Genomic DNA, 20,269 nt, shown 5'->3' with positions numbered 1-20,269 from the left:
ACGAGCAAGCTCGCCGGCTCTCACCTCAATCAGTTGTAGGTGCCCGGCGTGATGTCGTCGGTCGAGAACGCGTCGAAGTCGACGTAACCGAAGTCGCCCTCGGCGTACGCCCCGTCGGATGCGAAGATCCGGTTCGGGTAGCGCTCGCTCTTCGCCTCTTCCGTAGCCTCGACGGTGACGTCGCGGTACTTCGAGAGTCCCGTTCCAGCGGGGATGAGCTTACCGATGATGACGTTCTCCTTGAGACCGACCAGCGGGTCGCGCTTGCCCTCCATGGCGGCCTGCGTGAGCACGCGGGTCGTCTCCTGGAACGATGCAGCCGACAGCCACGACTCCGTCGCGAGCGACGCCTTCGTGATACCCATCAGCTCCGGACGACCCGACGCGGGGCGCTTGCCCTCGGCCACGGCCTCGCGGTTGATCGCCTGGTAGCGCTTGAGGTCGACCATCTCACCCGGCAGCAGGGTCGTGTCGGCGTGATCGACGACGGTGACCTTGCGGAGCATCTGACGGACGATGACCTCGATGTGCTTGTCGTGGATCGGCACACCCTGCGAGCGGTAGACGCCCTGAACGCCGTTGACGAGGTAACGCTGCACCTCGCGGGCGCCCATGACACGCATGACCTCCTTGGGGTCGAGCGTGCCCACCAGGATCGGCTGACCGACCGTGACGTGCTGGCCGTCCTCGACGAGGAGGGTTGCACGGCGCAGGACCGGGTAGACCACCGGCTCGTCGCCGTTGTCGGGTGTGAGGATGACCTTCTTGGCCTTGTCGGTCTCGTCGATCGTGATCCGGCCGTCGGCCTCTGCGATCGGCGACGCACCCTTGGGGGTACGAGCCTCGAAGAGCTCCTGGACGCGGGGCAGACCCTGGGTGATGTCATCCGCCGATGCCGAACCACCGGTGTGGAACGTACGCATCGTCAGCTGGGTACCGGGCTCACCGATCGACTGAGCGGCGATGATGCCCACGGCCTCGCCGATGTCGACGGTCTTGCCGGTCGCGAGCGAACGGCCGTAGCACTGTGCGCAGACTCCGACAGCCGAGTCGCAGGTCAGGACCGAGCGCACCTTGATGGTCTCGACACCCGCCTCGACCAGCTTGTCGATGAGCACGTCGCCCACATCGTCACCCGCGGAGGCGAGGACCTCGCCCTTGCTGTCGACGACGTCGGACGCCAGGGTACGGGCGAACACCGAGTTCTCGACGTTCGCGTCGCGCACCAGCTGACCCTGCGAGTCGGCGGCGGCGATCGGGAGCTCGAGGCCCTTCGACGTGCCGCAGTCCTCTTCGCGGATGATGACGTCCTGCGAGACGTCGACCAGACGACGGGTCAGGTAACCCGAGTCGGCGGTACGCAGAGCGGTGTCGGCCAGACCCTTACGGGTACCGTGCGTCGCGATGAAGTACTCCGCCACCGACAGCCCCTCGCGGTACGAGGAGATGATCGGACGCGGGATGATCTCACCCTTGGGGTTGTTCACCAGGCCTCGCATACCCGCGATGTTGCGGATCTGCAGCCAGTTACCACGGGCGCCCGAGGACACCATGCGGTTGATGGTGTTGTCCTCCGGGAAGTTCGCCTTCATCGCGGCCTGGACCTCGTCGGTCGCCTCGGTCCAGATCTTGATGAGCTCCTGGCGACGCTCGACGTCGGTCGTGAGGCCCTTCTCGTACTGGGACTGGACTTTCGCGGCCTGCTTCTCGTAGCCGGCGACGATCTCGGCCTTGTTCGGCGGGGTGAGGATGTCGCTGAGCGCGACGGTCACACCGGAACGAGTGGCCCAGTAGAAGCCCGCGTCCTTGATGCGGTCGAGCGATGCGGCCGTCTCGGTCTTCGGGTACTCCTCGGCCAGCTTGTTGACGATCTGCGACAGCTTGTTCTTGTCTGCCTGCTCGCGGACGAACGGGTAGCCCTTCGGCAGCGTGTCGTTGAAGATCGCCTGGCCCAGCGAGGCGTCGACGAGTCCGTGACGCTCGTAGCCCTCGGGAGCGTCGCCCTCGAGGAACGTCAGACCCGGGATGCGGATGCGGACCTTGGCCTGCAGGTCGAGGGTGCCCTCGTCCTTGGCCAGGATCGCCTCGCCCACCGAACCGAACGCGCGACCTTCACCGGCCGCTCCCGCCTTGACCGTGGTCAGGTGGTGCAGACCGATGATCATGTCCTGCGAGGGCAGGGTCACCGGACGGCCGTCGGACGGCTTGAGGATGTTGTTCGACGCGAGCATCAGCACGCGGGCCTCGGCCTGAGCCTCGACCGACAGCGGCAGGTGCACAGCCATCTGGTCACCGTCGAAGTCGGCGTTGAACGCCGCGCAGACGAGCGGGTGCAGCTGGATGGCCTTGCCCTCGACGAGCTGAGGCTCGAAGGCCTGGATGCCGAGACGGTGCAGCGTGGGTGCACGGTTCAGCAGCACCGGACGCTCGCGGATGATCTCCTCGAGCACGTCCCAGACCTCGGGACGGGTGCGCTCGACGGCGCGCTTGGCCGCCTTGATGTTCTGCGAGTGACCCAGGTCGATCAGGCGCTTGATGACGAACGGTTTGAAGAGCTCCAGAGCCATCTGCTTGGGCAGACCGCACTGGTGCAGCTTCAGCTGCGGGCCGACGATGATGACCGAACGGCCGGAGTAGTCGACGCGCTTGCCGAGCAGGTTCTGGCGGAAACGACCCTGCTTGCCCTTCAGCATGTCGCTGAGGGACTTCAGGGCGCGGTTGCCGGTACCGGTGACGGGGCGACCACGGCGACCGTTGTCGAACAGTGCGTCGACGGCCTCCTGCAGCATGCGCTTCTCGTTGTTGACGATGATCTCGGGGGCGCCGAGGTCGATCAGACGACGAAGACGGTTGTTGCGGTTGATCACACGACGGTAGAGGTCGTTGAGGTCGGAGGTCGCGAAGCGGCCACCGTCGAGCTGCACCATCGGGCGCAGCTCCGGCGGGATCACCGGGACGACGTCGAGGACCATGGCGGCCGGGCTCATGCCGGTCTCCAGGAACGAGTTGACGACCTTCAGGCGCTTGATCGCGCGGATCTTGCGCTGGCCCTTGCCCTCGGAGATCTGCAGGTGCAGGTTGTCAGCCTCGGCCGCGAGGTCGAAGGCCGCCAGGCGACGCTGGATGGCCTCGGCGCCCATGTGGGCCTCGAAGTACTGACCGAAGCGGTCCTGCAGCTCGTGGAAGACGTCATCCTCGGGGCGGAGTGCGCCGACCTCGAGCGTGCGGAAGTCCTCCCACACGCGCTCGAGCTTGGCGATCGCCTCGTCGGCACCCTTGCGGATGAGCGACATCTCCTTCTCGGCGGCGTCCTTGACCTTCTTCTTCTGGTCGGCCTTGGCACCCTCGGCCTCGAGAGCCGCGAGCTCCTCCTCCAGCTTGGCCAGGCGCTCCGCGATCTTGGAATCGCGGCGGTCGCCGAGCGTCTTCAGCTCGAGGCGGATGTTGTTCTCCTGCGTGCCCAGGTCGCGGTGACGAGCATCCTCGTCGACCGAGATGACCATGTAGGCGGCGAAGTAGATGACCTTCTCGAGGTCCTTCGGCGCCATGTCGAGCAGGTAGCCGAGGCGCGAGGGAACACCCTTGAAGTACCAGATGTGGGTGACGGGAGCGGCGAGCTCGATGTGGCCCATGCGCTCACGACGGACGGAGCTCTTGGTGACCTCCACGCCGCAGCGCTCGCAGACGATGCCCTTGAAGCGGACCCGCTTGTACTTGCCGCAGGCGCACTCCCAGTCGCGGGAGGGGCCGAAGATCTGCTCACCGAAGAGCCCATCCTTCTCGGGCTTCAGGGTGCGGTAGTTGATGGTTTCGGGCTTCTTGACCTCGCCGTAGGACCACGCGCGGATGTGGTCTGCGGTCGCCAGGCCGATGCGAAGCTCATCGAAGGTTGTTGCGTCGAGCACTAGTTCTCCTGTGTCGGAATTCTTTGTGAGAAGTCTGGGTGGTGGGCCGCCGCCTCAGGCGGCGGCCCAGACCTTAGATCTCGTCGATCGAGGCGGCCTCGAAGCGGCTGGAGATGTTGATTCCGAGCTCCTCCGCTGCGCGGAAGGCCTCGTCGTCGGTGTCACGCAGGTTGACAGCCGTGCCATCGGCCGAGAGGACCTCGACGTTCAGGCAGAGGGACTGCATCTCCTTCATGAGCACCTTGAAGGACTCGGGGATGCCGGGCTCCTGGATGTTCTCGCCCTTGACGATCGCCTCGTACACCTTGACGCGGCCGAGGATGTCGTCGGACTTGATCGTGAGGAGCTCCTGGAGCGCGTACGCGGCGCCGTAGGCCTCGAGAGCCCACACCTCCATCTCACCGAAGCGCTGTCCACCGAACTGCGCCTTACCACCGAGCGGCTGCTGGGTGATCATCGAGTACGGACCCGTCGAACGCGCGTGGATCTTGTCGTCGACCAGGTGGTGGAGCTTCAGGATGTACATGTAGCCCACCGAGATCGGCGCCGGGAACGGCTCGCCGGAGCGACCGTCGAACAGCTGCGTCTTGCCGCTCGAGTCGATCAGGCGCACGCCGTCACGGGTCGGGGTGGTCGCGTCGAGAAGACCTGCGATCTCCTCCTCGCTCGCACCGTCGAACACCGGAGTGGCGACCTTGGTGCCGGGGGCGGCCTCGAACGCGTCCTTCGGGAGCTTCGCAGCCCACTCCGGAGTGCCCTCGACCTTCCAGCCCTGCTTGGCGATCCAGCCGAGGTGCGTCTCGAGGACCTGGCCGAAGTTCATTCGACCGGGGATTCCGAGCGGGTTCAGGACGATGTCGACCGGGGTTCCGTCCGCGAGGAACGGCATGTCCTCGATCGGAAGGATCTTCGCGATGACGCCCTTGTTGCCGTGACGGCCGGCGAGCTTGTCGCCCTCGGTGATCTTGCGCTTCTGGGCGATGTAGACCACGACGCGGCGGTTGACGCCGGAGCCGAGCTCGTCATCGCCGTCCTCGGCGTTGAACTCCTTGACCGCGATGATCGTGCCCTGCTCGCCGTGGGGCACCTTCAGAGAGGTGTCACGGACCTCGCGGCTCTTCTCGTTGAAGATCGCGCGGAGCAGGCGCTCCTCGGCCGACAGCTCGGTCTCGCCCTTCGGCGTGACCTTGCCGACGAGGATGTCGCCGGGTCGGACCTCGGCGCCGATGCGGATGATGCCGCGCTCGTCGAGATCCTTCAGCAGCTCGGGGCTGACGTTGGGGAGGTCACGGGTGATCTCCTCCTTGCCCAGCTTCGTGTCGCGGGCGTCGACCTCGTACTCCTCGATGTGGATCGAGGAGAGGGTGTCGTCCTTCACCAGGTCCTGGCTCAGGATGATCGCGTCCTCGAAGTTGTAGCCCTCCCACGTCATGAACGCGACGAGGAGGTTCTTTCCGAGGGCCAACTCGCCGTTCTCGGTGGCGGGGCCATCAGCGATGACCTCTCCGACCTCGACGCGCTCACCGGCCGAGACGACGACCTTCTGGTTGTAGGACGTGCCCTGGTTCGAGCGGTCGAACTTGCGCAGGTGGTACTCCTGCGTGCCGCCCTCGTCGAGCATGACGATGACGCGGTCGGCAGAGACCTCGGTGACGACACCGGCCTTCTCGGCGGTGAGCACGTCACCTGCGTCGATGGCGGTGTAGCCCTCCATACCGGTTCCGACCAGCGGCGAGTCGCTGCGCAGCAGCGGCACGGCCTGACGCTGCATGTTGGCGCCCATGAGCGCGCGCTGCGCGTCGTCGTGCTCGAGGAACGGCACGAGCGAGGTCGCGACCGACACCATCTGGCGCGGCGAGACGTCGATGTAGCCGATCTCCTCAGGGAGGAACAGGTCGACCTCACCGCTTCCGCCCTTCGGGCGTGCGAGCACGTGGCTCTCGCGGAAGCGGCCGTTCTTGTCGAGCGGGGCGTTGGCCTGCGCGATGTTGAAGTCGACCTCTTCGGATGCCGTCAGGTAGTCGATGTGCTCGGTGACGACGCCGTTCTCGACCTTGCGGTACGGGGTCTCGATGAAACCGAACGAGTTGATCCGCGCGAAGGTCGCGAGAGCACCGATCAGACCGATGTTCGGGCCTTCAGGAGTCTCGATCGGGCACATGCGGCCGTAGTGCGAGGGGTGGACGTCACGGACCTCGACGCCTGCGCGGTCACGGCTCAGACCACCGGGGCCGAGAGCCGAGAGGCGGCGCTTGTTGGTCAGACCCGCGAGCGGGTTGTTCTGGTCCATGAACTGCGACAGCTGCGAGGTTCCGAAGAACTCCTTGATCGCGGCGACGACGGGGCGCACGTTGATCAGGGTCTGCGGCGTGATCGCCTCGATGTCCTGCGTGGTCATGCGCTCGCGGACGACGCGCTCCATGCGCGACAGGCCCGTGCGGACCTGGTTCTGGATCAGCTCGCCGACCGCGCGGATGCGACGGTTGCCGAAGTTGTCGATGTCGTCGGTGGCGATGCGGATCTCGGCCTGCTTGCCGCCGCGGATGCCGTCGAACGTCTCGACGCCTGCGTGGATGCGCACCAGGTACTTGATCGTGGCCACGATATCGGCGACGGTCAGCACCGAGTCGGTGAGAGGCGCGTCGAGTCCGAGCTTGTGGTTGATCTTGTAGCGGCCGACCTTGGCGAGGTCGTAGCGCTTCGGGTTGAAGTAGAAGTTGTCCAGCAGCGCACGGGCGGCCTCGGCGGCGACCTGCTCGCCCGGACGGAGCTTGCGGTAGATGTCGCGGAGCGCATCTTCCTTCGTGACGATGGTGTCCTTCGCGAGGGTCTCCTCGATGGAGGGGAAGCCGGCGAACTCGGTGAGGATCTCTTCGCTGGTCAGGCCCAGGGCCTTGAGGAAGACGGTGACGGACTGCTTGCGCTTGCGGTCGATGCGCACGCCGACCTGGTCGCGCTTGTCGATCTCGAACTCGAGCCATGCACCACGGCTCGGGATGACGCGGGCGGAGACGATGTCCTTGTCGGAGGTCTTGTCGGGAGTCTTGTCGAAGTAGACACCCGGCGAGCGCACGAGCTGCGAGACGACGACGCGCTCGGAGCCGTTGATGATGAACGTGCCCTTGTCGGTCTGCAGCGGGAAGTCGCCCATGAAGACCGTCTGGGTCTTGATCTCACCCGTGAGGTGGTTCATGAACTCGGCCTCGACGTACAGCGGAGCCGCGTAGGTCTTGCCCCGCTCCTTGCACTCCTCGATGGAGTACTTCTCCGGCTCGAGGTAGGGGTTCGTGAACGAGAGCTGCATCGTCTCGCCGAGGTCCTCGATCGGAGAGATCTCCTCGAAGATCTCGCCGAGACCGGAGATCTCGTTGACGTCGGTGCGGCCCTGTTCCTTGGCCTCTGCGACACGAGCCTTCCAGGCGTCGTTTCCGACGAGCCAGCCGAAGGACTCGGTCTGCAGAGCCAGCAGGTCAGGGACCGTCAGCGTGTCGGAGATCTTGGCGAACGAAAGACGGGATGCTCCGCGTCCGTTCTTGGTGGTGGTGGATGTGGATGCGTTGGGAGCAGCAGCCAAGGGAATAACCTCCGTGAGCCCCGCAGGGCTTCTCGATTCCTTTGTCGTCAGGTGGAGTAGCGCTCAGAGCTCAACGTATGCCGACCACCATATGAGGGCACGGAGAAAGGAGCGCAACTACCAACTATAGACACGAATCTGCTACATGGCAAGTCAAATCCTTGACCAATTCCGGATGCTGCGGTAAAAGCACTCGGGCGATGGACGGACGCCGCTCACTCCTGCGGTGTCCGTCGTCGCTGCGCCGCCGCATCGTGCGTGAGCTGCAGCGGGATCGTCACGGGTGCGCCGCTGTGCTGGACGACCCGCACGAACAGGATGTCGACGAGCACTAGCTGCGCGATGCGGCTGGTCATCGCCGCCATGCGGAACGGCGATTCGTGCGCGTGCGTGAGCAGCACCACGTCGGCCGCCAGCGCCAGTTCCGACTCGGCGGCGCTCGTCACCCCGACTGCGAGCGCACCCGTATCGCGGGCCACCTCGACCGCCCTCAGCACCTCGGCGGTCTGCCCGCTGTGCGAGAACGCGATCACGACGTCGGACGAGGTGCGCAGCGACGCGGTGGTGAGCGCCAGATGCGGATCGGCCGAGTGCGACACGGAGAATCCGATGCGCGCGAGCTTCTGCTGCAGGTCCTGCGCCGTCAGAGACGAGGCCGCCTGGCCGAACAGATCGATGTGCCTGGCCGCGACGAGAGCGCGCGCGACCCGGTCGAGGGCTTCGGCGTCGAGCCCCCGTGCGGTCGTCTCGATCGCGTCGATCTCCTGCGCCGCGAGCTTCGCTGCGATTGCCTCGGGACCGTCATGCGAGTCGATCGCCGTCGTGTCGAGCCCGAACCGTGCCCGTTGCGCCTGTGCGAGCGTGATCGTGCGTGCGGCGGCCACCCTCAGCTCGCGATAGCCGCTGAACCCCAGCGTCTGCGCGAATCGCGCGACGGTGGAGACCGAGGTGCGGCACAGCTTCGCGAGATCGTTGATGGCGAGGTCGACGACGAGCGTCGGGTCGGCGAGGATCGTGTCGGCGACGCGCGCCTCTGCGGCGCTCAGTCGGGGAAGTGATCTGCGAACCAGGGCGAGAACGTCGACGTCCACGGGGGCCTCCGGCGCTCAGCCTACGCGGCCGAGCAGCCGCTCCCTGGCCATCTGCGCGCCGATCCGACTGGCCGCCCCGACCTCGACGACCGGGAGAGGCAGGGCCGACCGTGCCGAGAGCCCGACGTTGACGACGACCGCATCAGGATCGCGCCGCGCCGCGCGCTCGACCAGCTCTCGCTGGCCCGCGTCGGAATCGGGTCGATCGATGAGGATCGCCGTGATGCCGTCTTCAGACACGGCGGCGTCGAGCACCGCATCCTGTTCCGCCGCAGACGTGCGGGCGACGTCGAGACGCACGCACTGGCCGCCGGCGGCGAGGGCCGACGCGACATAGGCCGCCGCACTGTCGACGGCGAGAGTCGATCGGCGGCGCGCGTCGACGACCGACAGGGCGGAGGCCGGCGGCGTCGGCCCGCCCTGGATCGCCCGGCGCACGATGTCGGCAGCGTCGAATGCGATCGGTTCTTCCGCATCCGCCTTCTGGAGCTTCTCGGCGAGCGCCGCGACCCGAGCGGCCGCCTCCTGCACGCGATCACGCGAGAGCGAGCCGTCACGGAGGGCTGAGACGATGCCGTCGCGCGCGCTGAGGAAGTCCCGCCGGTCCTGGTCGGGGTGCGCGGCGTCGCCGGGATTGGTGGGGTTGCCGATGCACAGCAGGTCGGCGCCCGCGGCGAGCGCGAGTGCCGCTCCCCCGCCGATGCCGACGGTCTCCCTGATCGCCGCCATGTCGAGTGCGTCGGTGATGATCGCCCCGTCGAAGCCCATGTCGCGGAGCCTGCCGAGCACGCGCGGGTTCAGCGTGGCGGGCTGTTCGCCCCAGGCGGGGACGACGATGTGCGCCGTCATGATGGTGTCGACGCCTGCGGCGATCGCGGCACGGAAAGGTTCGAGGTGCACGCGCTCGAACTGGTCTACGGGCAGCGTGATCTCGGGCAGTGCGTGGTGGGAGTCGAGGTGCGTGTCGCCGTGGCCGGGAAAGTGCTTGACGCAGGCGGCTGCGCCGCCGCTCTGGATGCCGCGAACCTCGGCGACCACGTGGCGAGCCACCAGCCGCTCGTCGTCGCCGAAGGAGCGGACGCCGATCACGGGGTTGCGGGGATCGGTGTTCACGTCGGCGACCGGTCCGAGGACGACGTTGGCGCCGACCGCGCGCACCCGCCGGGCGAGCTCGGCGCCGGTGGCTCGGGTCGCCGCGAGGTCGTCGAGTCGCCCCAGCTGGGCCGCACCGGGGAGGGTCGAGCCCTCGGCCGTCTCCAGCCGGGTGACGCTGCCGCCCTCCTCGTCGATGCCGATCAGCGCAGCGGGGTTCGCCTCGAGGATCTGCGCGCTGAGCGCGCCGAGGTCGTCGCCGACGTTCTGGCCGAAGTAGACGACTCCGGCCAGACCGTCGCGCAGTTCGTCGAGCAGCCAGTCCGGAGCGGTCGTTCCCAGGAAACCCGGCCAGAGCACGCCGTTCGCGAGCCGGGTGAGCTCCTCGCTCATCCCTTCACCGCCCCTGCCACCATGCCGGCCGACAACCGACGCTGCACGATCACGAAGAAGATCATGACCGGGATCGTGATGATCGTGGACGCGGCCATGATGCTGCCCCAGTCGTTCGAGTGCAGACCGAAGAACGACTTCAGTCCGATCGACACGGTGTACTGGTCGGTGGCGCTGCCGAGGATGGTCATGGCGAAGATGAACTCGTTCCACGCGGTGATGAAGCTGAAGATGCTCGTCGCGACGAGACCGGGCATCACGAGCGGCAGCAGGATCGAGCGGAACATCCGCCACCAGCTGGCGCCGTCGATGTAGGCGGCCTCCTCGAGCTCGACGGGCACGGCCGCCACGAAGCCGCGCAGCATCCAGATGCCGAACGCCAGCGACAGCGCGACGTAGACGACCATCAGCCCCAGGATGCTGTTGAGCAGCCCCAGGCTCTTCACCTGCAGGAACAGAGGGATGACGAGCGCCTCGAGCGGGACCATCTGCACGACGAGGATGAGCATCAGGATCGTCGTGCGGAACCTGAAGCGGAAGCGCGCGACCGCGACGGCGGCGAGCAGGCACACGATCGCACTGATCAGAACCGTGACGAGGGCGACGATCGCCGAGTTGCGCAGGAACGTGCCGAAGCCGCCGTCGGTGAGGACGAACGCGAAGTTGTCGAACGTGAGCTCCTGCGGCAGCAGCGACTGCCCTCCGCTGGAGGCCTTCTTGTCGAGCGCGCTGGAGACCATCCAGTACACGGGGAAGAGCGTGAAGATCAGGACTGCGGCGACCGCGACGCCGGTGCCGATCCTCGATGCGGCAGAGCGACGCGGGTTCACAGCTCGTCCTCCTTCATGAGCGAGCGGATGTAGACGATCGTGATGGCGATGAGCACGAGGGTCAGCAGCACCGCGAGCGCTGCGCCGAAGCCGTACTTGTTCTGGCCGAACGACTCCACGTACGACCACACGCCGAGGTTCAGCACCGAGCGGTTGCCGCCGTTGCCGCCGGGCATGAGATACACCTGCGCGAACACCTTGAAGTCCCAGATCGTCGACAGGATGATGACGACGGAGAAGACCGGCCTGAGCGTGGGGAAGATGATCTTCCAGAAACGGCGCCATGCGCCCGCGCCGTCGAGTGCCGCGGCCTCGAGCATCTCCTTCGAGACGCCCAGCAGGCCCGCGAGCACGGTGATCGCGACGAACGGGAAGCCGTGGTGCACGACGTTGATCAGCACGATCGCGTAGAACGACCACTGGTTGGTGAACCAGTTGTAGCTCTCGTCCATCAGGCCCAGGTTCTGCAGCACGGCATTGAAGACGCCGCGATCTGCATCGAAGATGAACGTCCACACGTAGGTGCCGGTCACCGCGGGCATCGCCCACGCGACCATGATGCAGCTCGAGACGATGGTGCGCCACACGGGGCCGAGCTTGGCGAGCAGCAGGGCGACGAGAGTCCCCACCGCGACGGTCACGAACACCGCGACGGCCGCGAAGCCGACGGTGTTCGGCAGCACGACGGTCCACAGCTGGGGGTCGCTCAGAGCCTTCGCGTAGTTCTCGAGACCGATCCAGTTCTGCTCTCCCGTGTTGATCTCGCGCAGCCCGTAGTCCTGCAGCGAGTACAGGAACACCTGCACGAGCGGCCACAGCATGAGCGTCGCGAGGATGAACAGTCCGGGGGCGAGGAGGAGCCAGGGCCGGGCCTTCACGAGGGAGAACCCCCGCGGCCTGCCGGCCACGGAAGCGGAGGAGGACTCCGCCTCCGTGGCCGGTAGAGGTGCGTGCACCATCGTCATGGAGGGAGACTTCCTACTGGTTGAGGAGCTCGGTCATCTCGGCGGCAGCATCCTTCGTCGCCGTGGCGACGTCCTTCTGCCCGCTGAGGATCGCCTGGATCATCGAGTTCGTCGTCTTCTTCGCCTGCACCGCGCCGAAGTTCGGCGTCACCGGCACGGATGCACCACCCTCGACCATCTGCTGGGCGAACGGGGCGACCAAGGGGTCAGTGGAGGAGAGTGCCTCTTCCATCGCTGACTGCACGCCCGGGAAGTACCCGGTCTCATCGGCCCACTTCTCGGCGAACTCACCGGTGGTCATGAGCTTGACGAACTGCCACGCGAGATCGGCGTTCTTGGTGGTGTTGAAGATCGACAGGTGGGATCCGCCGAGTACGGAGGGAGCGATGCCGCCGTCCTTGCCGGGGATCACGGCGGCGCCGATCTTGCCCTCGAGGTCGGGGTTGGCCTCGATCAGCGCCTTCGGCGTCCACGAGCCCGAGAGCATCATCGCGACGTTCCCCTGCGTGAAGGCGTCACGAAGATCCGTCTCCTTCCAGGTGGTCGCACCGGCGGACGAGAATCCGTGCTCGGTGGCGAGACCCGTGTAGAACTCGATGCCCTCCTGCGACTCCTCGCTGTCGAGCTCGCTGGTCCACTCCTTGCCGTCGAGGGTCGCGACCTCGCCGCCTGCACCCCAGACCCAGGGGTAGACCTGGAACTCAGCGTCGCCTGCGACGGGGAAGGGCAGCATGTCGGGCTTCGCCGCCTTGATCGCCTCGCCGGCAGCGACGATGTCGTCCCAGGTCTTCGGAGCTTCCAGACCGAGTTCCTCGAAGACGTCGGTGCGGTAGACGAGCGAACGGACGCCCGCGTACCACGGCATTCCGTAGAGCTCGTCGTCGTAGGTGCCGGCGACTTCGAGCCCCTCGACCAGGTCGTCGCGCAGGCCCTTCTCCTCGTCGACGTAGTCGTCGAGGGGCAGCAGCGCACCGGCATCGGCGAACTCGGCAGTCCACGTGGTGCCGGTCTCGGCGATGTCTGGAGTCGTGGCTCCGGCGATCGAGGTCACGAAGCGATCATGCGCGTCGGCCCACTGGACCTCTTCGATCTTGACGGTCGCACCGGTCTCGTCCTCGAAGGCCTTCGAGACGGCGTCGTAGAACGCGGTCGAGTCCGGGTTCGTTCCCTTCATGATCCAGACGGTGAGCTCCTGGCCCTTGCCGTCGACGGATCCGCCGTCGCCGGCGTCGCTGCCACCGGTCGAGCAGGCGGCCAGGCTCAGCGTGGCCACGGCGCCCAGCGCGACAGCCGAGAGTATGCGCTTGTGCATCAGGGATCTCCTCTTCGAAACGTCCTGGCGGCATCGGGTGCTCACCAACTTCGATAAGTATCCACGACTAACTAATTAGCTGCAAGCAATTCTCACGATTGTCATCCGGTTGTGACAAAAGTTTCCAGAGGTAGGCTCACGGCATGCGCCGCCCCTTCGACAAGGCCGACCGGACGACAGTCGCGCGCCATGCTCACCTGCTCTCCCCCTCGCCCGGATCCGTCGCGCTCAAGCTGCTCGGGGCTGCGCTCGCCGTGCTCCTCGTGTCGGCTGCGTCCATCGCCGCGTTCGTCGCGATCGACCTCGCCAACCGGGTGAGCGATGGGGCGGTCGCGCTGGAGGGCGACGACGACGTCGCGCCTCCCGCGCTGGGGGCCTACCCCGACGACAAGGCCTTCAACCTCCTCATCGTCGGCACGGACGAATGCGGGGAGATCACGAGTCAGTACATGGGGAAGCGCTGCAGCGACGCGGACGGAGGCATCCGCAACGACGTGAACCTGCTCGTTCACGTGTCGGCAGCACCGCGCAACGTCACCGTGGTGTCCTTCCCCCGCGATCTCATGGTCGAGGTGCCCGAGTGCACTCGTGACGACGGCTCGACCGCCCCCGCCATGGAGAAGGCGTCGTTCAACTCCCTGTTCGATCACGGCGGCGTCTCATGCATCGCGACGACCGTCACCGAGCTCAGCGGCCTCCCTGTCGAGTTCGCGGCGAAGATCAGCTTCGACGGCGTGATCGAGATCACCAACGCGATCGGCGGGGTCGAGGTCTGCGTCGCCGGCGAGGGCATCCACGACTCTCAGGCGGGAATCGACCTGCCGCCCGGCACTCACACGATCTCGGGCGCGGATGCCCTGGCGTTCATCCGCACGCGCCACGGCGTGGGCGACGAGAGCGACCTCGCGCGCATCTCGAACCAGCAGCAGTACATGTCGCGACTCGCGAAGAAGATCCTCAGCGCCGAGACCCTGACCGACCCGTCCACCGTGCTGAAGCTCGCGAACACCATCGCCGACAACATCGTGCCCAGCGAGAAGCTCAGCAACCCGCTCACGCTGGCCCAGCTGGCCCTCGCTCTCAAGGGCGTCGACTTCGCCGACTTCGTGTTCGTGCAGTTCCCGAACACCCCCGACCCCGACAATCCGAAGAGCAAGGTGGTCCCCATCGACGATGCTGCCGAGGCGCTCTGGGCAGCCCTCATCGCAGGGCAGCCGATCTCCCTCTCCGGAGACGTCAACAGCCACTCCGGCATCGTCGTGCCCACGCCGCCTCCGGGCGAGACGCCGGCCGATCCGGTGACGCCGCCCGCCACCCAGACGCCCGAGGTGCGCACGACGCTGCCGCCGGAGATCTCCGGACAGAGCGTCGAGCAGGACACTTGCTCCAACGGCAACCAGGCGAAGTGACCGCGTAGTCTCGGAGCATGGGCAGGACGCGCGCACGAGACACCGAGCACCCGCAGGCCCGACTCGATCACGGCGGCGTCGCCCGCATCGTGCCGAGCGCGTTCACCAGCGGCTTCGAGCTGATCGTCGACGACACCCCGCAATCCCACGTCGACCTCGACGATCCCACTCACCTGCACTTCGAGTACGTGGTGCGCATGGGCGCCGTGATCGATCAGCTGCCGCCCGGTCCGCTGACCGCAGTGCATCTGGGCGCGGGCGCCCTGACCCTGCCGCGTTACGTCGAAGCCACCCGACCCGGATCCCGCCAGCAGGTCATCGAGCTCGAGGCCCCGCTCGCGGCGCTCGTGCGCGAACACCTTCCGCTGCCGCGAGGAGCCGCGATCCGTGTGCGGATCGGCGATGCGCGCGCCGGAGTGCACAAGCTCCCCCCGGCCCTCACCGGCACCTGCGATCTGGTCATCTCCGATGTCTACTCCGGGGCGCAGACGCCCGCGCACCTCACGAGCGTCGAGTTCTACCGCGAACTGAGGGCGCTGCTGAAACCAGCAGGAGTGCTCCTCGTGAACGTCGCCGACGGACCCGGTCTCGCCTTCGCCCGCCGGCAGGCCGCGACGATCGCCGAGGTCCTGCCCGAAGTCGGCGTCCTCGCCGATACGCAGGTTCTCAAGGGGCGCCGATTCGGCAACCTCGTGATCGCGGCGTCCGCCTCTCCCCTGCCCACCGACTGGCTTCCGCGCGTGCTCGCCGCGGGTCCCCATCCCGCCAAGATCGCTCAGGGCGCCGAGGTCCTCTCCTTCATCCAGGGCGCCCGCGTCGTGACCGATTCGGATGCCACGGCGTCCCCTCGCCCCGACGATTCGCTCTTCCTCCGCTGAGCCCGGGCCGGCGCCGAAACGGAACACACCGGGCAAGGTCATGCCTCCTCGGCGTGTTCCCCGTCTCGGCGGAAACGGGAATGCAGACTGGAGCGAGGGATGCTGCGAGAGGAGAGCCGAGAGCATGAGTTTCATCCGGGGCTACGACCAGGAGACCCTCCGCGAACTGGTCGATCTCGATGAATGCGCGATGAGGCTGGCCGAGATCGAGAGCCAGCGCAGCCTTCCCGCTCTGCTGGAACGCGTGTGGCTCCTGAAGGTGCTCGGGCGCCTCGACGAGGCGCTCGCCCTCGCCGACGAGACCGTGCGTCAGGCCCGCATGGCCGGCACCCGCAAGGACGTGCTCCGCGCTCGCGTTCTGCACGCGACGATCCTGCAGTACCGCGGCGCGTTCGCGGCGGCCGAGCAGGAGCTCACGACGTGCGCAGCCGAGGCCGAGGGACAGGGGTGGGCGTCGATCGCGGCGTTCGCCCATCAGCACCACGGCAAGAACGCGTACGAAGCGGGAGACTTCGAGACCGCCCGCGACAGCTTCAAACGCTCCCTGTTCCTCCGCCGAGAGGCCGGCGCCGAGGACCGGGAGCTCGAGGTCGCGCTCCTCGCGATCGAAGCCGCGGAGCGCCGTCGGCCATCTCAGCTCGTCGCCGGCTGAGCAGACACCTCACCGGTTCGACTACCGGCCCGACCACCGCGACGAGGTGCGCCGTGCAGGTCGCAATGTCGGCGGCATGGCTTAGCCTTGGCGCATGGCGGAACTCGACCGTGTGCGCATCTGGGGCGAAGCGCTGATCAGGTTGCATCTCGACGACAGCTGGTCCTTCGGCTTCGACAACGCGAAACGCCGCGCGGGTCAGTGCGACTACACGAAGAAGCGCATCACGGTGTCGCGCTACCTCGCTGCGCGCTTCGAAGACGACGAGATCCACCAGGTGCTGCTGCACGAGGTGGCGCACGCGCTCGCGGGCCACAAGGCCGCACACGGTGCCTCGTGGAAGCGGATCGCACGCGACCTCGGCTACGACGGCGGGGTCACGCATCGGGGCGAGACCGCGGTAGAACTCGCACCGTGGGTCGGCACCTGTCCGGCGGGTCACGTCACCTACCGGCACCGCCGCCCGACCAGGGCCACGTCGTGCGCGAAATGCTCACGCACCTACGACGCGCGCCACCAGTTCACCTGGACCAGGCGCGAGATCACCCCGGCCACGCGTCTCGCCGCCCAGATGGCACGCTGAGATCAGTCCGTAGACGAGCGCTGTTCGGGAGCGGCGCCATCCTCCGCAGAATCGGATGCCGCGGCATCCGTCTCCTTGGTGCTCTGACGCCTGCGCAGCGTTCCTGCGAGAGCGCGCCATCCGACGAGGAACACGCCGAGCACGACCGTCGCGACGATGATGAACGCGAGCTGCGCCGTGTCGCCGGCGATGATGCGCAGCAGCATGCCGCCCGCGACCGTCACGACCCACACGGTGACACCCCACAGCAGCGACCAGGGCTTGCGCGGCCCCGATCCCATGAGCGCGGCGAGCGCGTGCCCGACCAGGAGCGCGACGAGGAACGGCCAGGCGGTCAGGAGGAATCCGCCCGGATCCTCCTGGTGCGATGCGCGCCCGATCACGGCGAAGATCAGCACGAGCACGGCATCGACGATGAGAGCGGGGAGGTATCTCATGCCCCGACCATACGGCCCCGCGGCCCGAATCCGCGGCGAGCGCGCGGCTTGTTGACGAGTGAACGGTCTGTCGACGTCACTGGGCCGTGCGTTCGGCAGGTGCCCGTCCGCTCGAGGGGCTACACGAAGGGCGCGAACCTGCCGTCGCGCAGCACGGGGACCATGTCGGAGGAATCGAGCGACGCGGCCTCGGCGACGGATGCCGGCACGATCCCCGACTCCGCCATGCGCGCGGTCGAGGCGACGCCGATCTCGAGCTCGCGTGCCGAGCCGCTGGCGCTGAGCAGGTGCCGCAGGGCGCCCTTGAGCGCTCGGAACCCCTCGGCGGCGACAGCCGCGTCGGGCGCGGTGTGGTCGATGCCGAGATCGGTGAGAGCGGCGATGACGGCTCCGGCGCCGAGCTGATCTTCGACGGCGAAACGCAGAGCGCCGTCAGGAGCCTTCTCCCCTGCGGCGATCACCGCCACCGAGGTGCGCTGCTGACGGCGCTCCTGCACGGCCTGCACCGCGCGGGCGACGGCCGCAGCATTGCGCAGCCCCCCGACCAGCACGAGAGCGCCCTCGGCGGACGCCGCCACGGCCGCACCGTTGCTCGACCACTCGCGCGCGTCATCGAGGGTGACGACGGCGCCCGAGGCGACGGCATCCGGCACCGTCGAGGAGAAGCGCAGCACATCGACGACCACGACGATGTCGGCGGGGGCGAGGCGTGCGAGGCCGGCGGCTCCCCATTCGAAGCGGACCTGATACGTGGACTGGTCGAAGGGCGATGCCATCTCTCCAGCCTAGGCTCGCTCGGATGCTTCTCGAGGTGCGTGCTGTGGTCGGCGCGGGCGGAAAGCGCGACCACAACACGCACCTCGACACCGACATCGGCTACCGGCGCCGGGCCGCGTCAATCCGCCGCGAGCGCCTCGACGGGCGCGACGCGTGTCGCGAGCCGGGTGGGAGTCGCGGCCGCGACGAGCGTGAGCACCGCAGTGGCCACGACGATCACCACGACGGGGATCCACGGCACCTGAGGAGCGATCAGACCCGCCGGTGTGAAGTCGGGCAGCGTCGGCACCGAGCCGAGCAGCGACTGCGCGGCGATCCATCCGTAGGCGATGCCGAGCACGAGACCGGTGACGGTGGCAGCCACCGTGATGTGCGTGGCCTCCAGGAGCACCATCCGGCGCACCTGCGCGTTCGAGAGGCCGATCGAGCGCAGCAGCCCGAGCTCGCGCCGGCGCTGCACGACGCCGATCGTGAGCAGGTTCACGAGTCCGACCGCCGCGATGACCGCCGAGACCGCGACGAGAACCATCATGATCGTCCCGAACGCATCGAAGGGCGCGAAGAAGTCGGGCGGGATCTCTCCGGTCACCTGACTCGTCATCAGACGCTTGGCGGACTCGAGCGCCACGGCGAACATCGTGACCAGCGTGACTCCCATCACGACGCCGATCGCCATGCGCGCGGAGCGCTCCGGATAGCGCAGCGCGTTCTCGGCTGCGAGGCGCGCGGTGGCGCTCGATCCGAACAGGCGCCCGACGAGACGCAGCACGGGCGGCATGAAGATGACAGATCCGAGTGCGAGCCCGGTGAACGAGAGGATGCCCCCGAAGAACGCGACCACCACTCCGAGCGGTGTGATCAGACCGAGGACCACCCCCGCCGCCAGAAGAGCCGCACCCGAGATCAGCAGCACCCAGGCGCCGACGTGGCGGCCCGGTTTACCGGCGACCTCGTCATGCGCACGCTCGACCGAGCCGCCGATGGCCTGCAGCGGTGTGACCGCCAGAACTCGCCGGGAGCCCGCCCATGCGGCGATCCACGTGGTGAGGGCGACGCCGACCGCGGGCAGCACGATGAACGGCTGCGCGATCGTGAAGTCCCGCGGGACGTTGTCGATGAACTGGGCGCCGATCTGTACGCCGACTGCGGCCAGCAGCAGACCCGCTGCCGCGCCGAGGAGTGCGCCGATGATCCCGACCACGAGCCCCTGCCGGCCCACCTCGCCGCGCTGCGACCGAGCGGTGGCGCCGATCAGCCGCATCAGCGCGATCTGGCGTGTGCGCCCCGCGATGATCGTCGAGAACGTGTTGGCGGTCACGATCGCCGCAACGTACATCGCGACCGCCGTCAACAGGACAGAGAGGATCGCCACGACGACGGCGAGCGTTCCGCTGTCTCCGATGAACGGATCCGCCTGCAGCACCGCGCCGATGTACGCGGTCGTCTCGACGAGCACGACGCCGAAGGCGGCCGACAGCGTCGCGACGAGGACGCTCGCGCCCATGCCTCGGTCGCGCAGCCAGGCCAGGCGGGGGCCGGTCGCCGCGGTCTGCGGGACGACGGTGGCGATCGCGCTCATGCCGAGACCTCCGCCGCGAGCATGTACGCCGAGATCTCCTCGGCGCTCTGGCGAGGATGGTCGGCGACGATGCGACCGTCGCCGAGGAACAGCACCCGATCGGCATGGCTCGCGGCGATCGCGTCGTGCGTGACCATCGCGATCGACTGTCCGTGGTCGCGACTCGCCTCCGCGAGCAGGCGCAGCACTTCGCGTCCGGTCTTCGAGTCGAGGTTGCCCGTGGGCTCGTCGGCGAAGACGAGGTCGGGAGCCGTGGCCAGCGCGCGGGCGATCGCGACGCGCTGCTGCTGGCCGCCGGACAGCTGGTGGGGGCGGTGCTCGAGGCGCGAGCCGAGGCCGAGCGATTCGATGAGGCCGTCGATGCGGGCCTTCTCGATCGCGCTCGGGCGACGGCCGTCGAGTTCGAAGGGCAGCATGATGTTGCCCAGCGCCGTGAGCGTGGGCACCAGGTTGAAGGCCTGGAAGATGAAGCCGACGCGACGACGGCGCAGGATCGTCAGATCGAGATCGTCCAGCCCGGTGATCTCGGTGTCGCCGATCCAGGCGCGCCCCTCACTCGGGGTGTCGAGCCCCGCCATGATGTGCATGAGCGTCGACTTGCCCGAGCCGGACGGCCCCATGATCGCCGTGAACTGTCCGCGACGGATGCCGACGCTCACGTCGTCGAGCGCGCGCACGGTGCCCTCGCCCGTGCCGTAGGTCTTCTTCAGGTGCTGGACGCGGGCGGCGAGCCCGAGGTCGGTGGTCGTGATCTCCATGCCATCGACGCTACGGAGAGCGGATGCCGCGGCG

General features: G+C 67.6%; 15 protein-coding genes. 4 read left to right on the top strand and 11 right to left on the bottom strand.

The annotated features are described in order from the left end of the window. Window positions 1–29 precede the first annotated feature (29 nt). The 7 genes from rpoC to ACI3KT_RS11580 form a co-directional block, all read right to left on the bottom strand. A complete protein-coding gene (gene rpoC, locus ACI3KT_RS11610; protein ID WP_307294982.1) occupies window positions 30–3,905 on the bottom strand; it encodes a DNA-directed RNA polymerase subunit beta' in 3,876 nt (1,291 codons plus the stop codon). Between the two features lie 73 nt (window positions 3,906–3,978). Continuing rightward, window positions 3,979–7,479 (bottom strand): DNA-directed RNA polymerase subunit beta, encoded by a 3,501-nt coding sequence (locus ACI3KT_RS11605; RefSeq protein WP_307294980.1) that lies wholly within the window; start codon window positions 7,477–7,479, stop codon window positions 3,979–3,981. A 215-nt stretch (window positions 7,480–7,694) separates the two neighbouring features. After that, entirely contained in the window at window positions 7,695–8,570 is an 876-nt protein-coding gene (locus tag ACI3KT_RS11600) for a MurR/RpiR family transcriptional regulator (RefSeq protein WP_404904367.1), read from the bottom strand. Window positions 8,571–8,585: 15 nt separating this feature from the next. Then, complete coding sequence (locus tag ACI3KT_RS11595; protein ID WP_404904365.1) at window positions 8,586–10,055, bottom strand: glycoside hydrolase family 3 N-terminal domain-containing protein; 1,470 nt, start codon at window positions 10,053–10,055, stop codon at window positions 8,586–8,588. Next, window positions 10,052–10,885, bottom strand: a complete 834-nt coding sequence (locus ACI3KT_RS11590) for a carbohydrate ABC transporter permease (RefSeq protein ID WP_292906298.1) — start codon at window positions 10,883–10,885, stop codon at window positions 10,052–10,054. The genes ACI3KT_RS11595 and ACI3KT_RS11590 overlap by 4 nt, the downstream gene beginning before the upstream one ends. Continuing rightward, window positions 10,882–11,850 carry a carbohydrate ABC transporter permease gene (locus tag ACI3KT_RS11585; RefSeq protein ID WP_307294975.1) on the bottom strand — a complete coding sequence of 323 codons (969 nt, stop codon included), beginning with the start codon at window positions 11,848–11,850 and terminating at the stop codon, window positions 10,882–10,884. Before ACI3KT_RS11585 ends, ACI3KT_RS11590 begins: the two co-directional genes overlap by 4 nt. A 13-nt stretch (window positions 11,851–11,863) precedes the next feature. Next, complete coding sequence (locus tag ACI3KT_RS11580; RefSeq protein WP_404904363.1) at window positions 11,864–13,162, bottom strand: sugar ABC transporter substrate-binding protein; 1,299 nt, start codon at window positions 13,160–13,162, stop codon at window positions 11,864–11,866. Window positions 13,163–13,305: 143 nt separating this feature from the next. Here ACI3KT_RS11580 and ACI3KT_RS11575 point away from each other — a divergent pair, with 143 nt between their 5' ends. The 4 genes from ACI3KT_RS11575 (at window position 13,306) to ACI3KT_RS11560 (ending at window position 16,684) form a co-directional block, all read left to right on the top strand. Next, complete coding sequence (locus ACI3KT_RS11575; protein ID WP_404904360.1) at window positions 13,306–14,571, top strand: LCP family protein; 1,266 nt, start codon at window positions 13,306–13,308, stop codon at window positions 14,569–14,571. A gap of 17 nt (window positions 14,572–14,588) precedes the next feature. Continuing rightward, entirely contained in the window at window positions 14,589–15,449 is an 861-nt protein-coding gene (locus tag ACI3KT_RS11570; RefSeq protein ID WP_404904358.1) for a spermidine synthase, read from the top strand. A gap of 124 nt (window positions 15,450–15,573) precedes the next feature. After that, window positions 15,574–16,101, top strand: coding sequence for a hypothetical protein (locus ACI3KT_RS11565; RefSeq protein ID WP_292906267.1), 528 nt, complete (start codon window positions 15,574–15,576; stop codon window positions 16,099–16,101). A 94-nt stretch (window positions 16,102–16,195) separates the two neighbouring features. Next, window positions 16,196–16,684 (top strand): SprT-like domain-containing protein, encoded by a 489-nt coding sequence (locus tag ACI3KT_RS11560; RefSeq protein ID WP_292906265.1) that lies wholly within the window; start codon window positions 16,196–16,198, stop codon window positions 16,682–16,684. 2 nt (window positions 16,685–16,686) lie between these two features. Here ACI3KT_RS11560 and ACI3KT_RS11555 read toward each other — a convergent pair whose 3' ends face one another. The 4 genes from ACI3KT_RS11555 to ACI3KT_RS11540 all read right to left on the bottom strand — a co-directional run bounded on the left by ACI3KT_RS11555 (window position 16,687) and on the right by ACI3KT_RS11540 (window position 20,235). Then, entirely contained in the window at window positions 16,687–17,121 is a 435-nt protein-coding gene (locus ACI3KT_RS11555; RefSeq protein ID WP_307294965.1) for a DUF3054 domain-containing protein, read from the bottom strand. 119 nt (window positions 17,122–17,240) lie between these two features. Further along, the gene (locus tag ACI3KT_RS11550) at window positions 17,241–17,897 is read right to left on the bottom strand and encodes a 2-phosphosulfolactate phosphatase (protein ID WP_404904356.1); all 657 of its coding nucleotides are present in this window, start codon (window positions 17,895–17,897) and stop codon (window positions 17,241–17,243) included. A 119-nt stretch (window positions 17,898–18,016) separates the two neighbouring features. Then, window positions 18,017–19,477, bottom strand: a complete 1,461-nt coding sequence (locus ACI3KT_RS11545; protein ID WP_307294961.1) for an ABC transporter permease — start codon at window positions 19,475–19,477, stop codon at window positions 18,017–18,019. After that, window positions 19,474–20,235, bottom strand: coding sequence for an ABC transporter ATP-binding protein (locus ACI3KT_RS11540; protein WP_292906258.1), 762 nt, complete (start codon window positions 20,233–20,235; stop codon window positions 19,474–19,476). The genes ACI3KT_RS11545 and ACI3KT_RS11540 overlap by 4 nt, the downstream gene beginning before the upstream one ends. Between the last annotated feature and the right edge of the window lie 34 nt (window positions 20,236–20,269).

The sequence above is a fragment of the Microbacterium sp. ZW T6_19 genome, assembly GCF_044987465.1.
Classification (GTDB): Bacteria; Actinomycetota; Actinomycetes; order Actinomycetales; family Microbacteriaceae; genus Microbacterium; species Microbacterium natoriense_A.
Note: the sequence above shows the minus strand (reverse complement) of the source record. Positions and strands in the feature narration are given on the sequence as shown.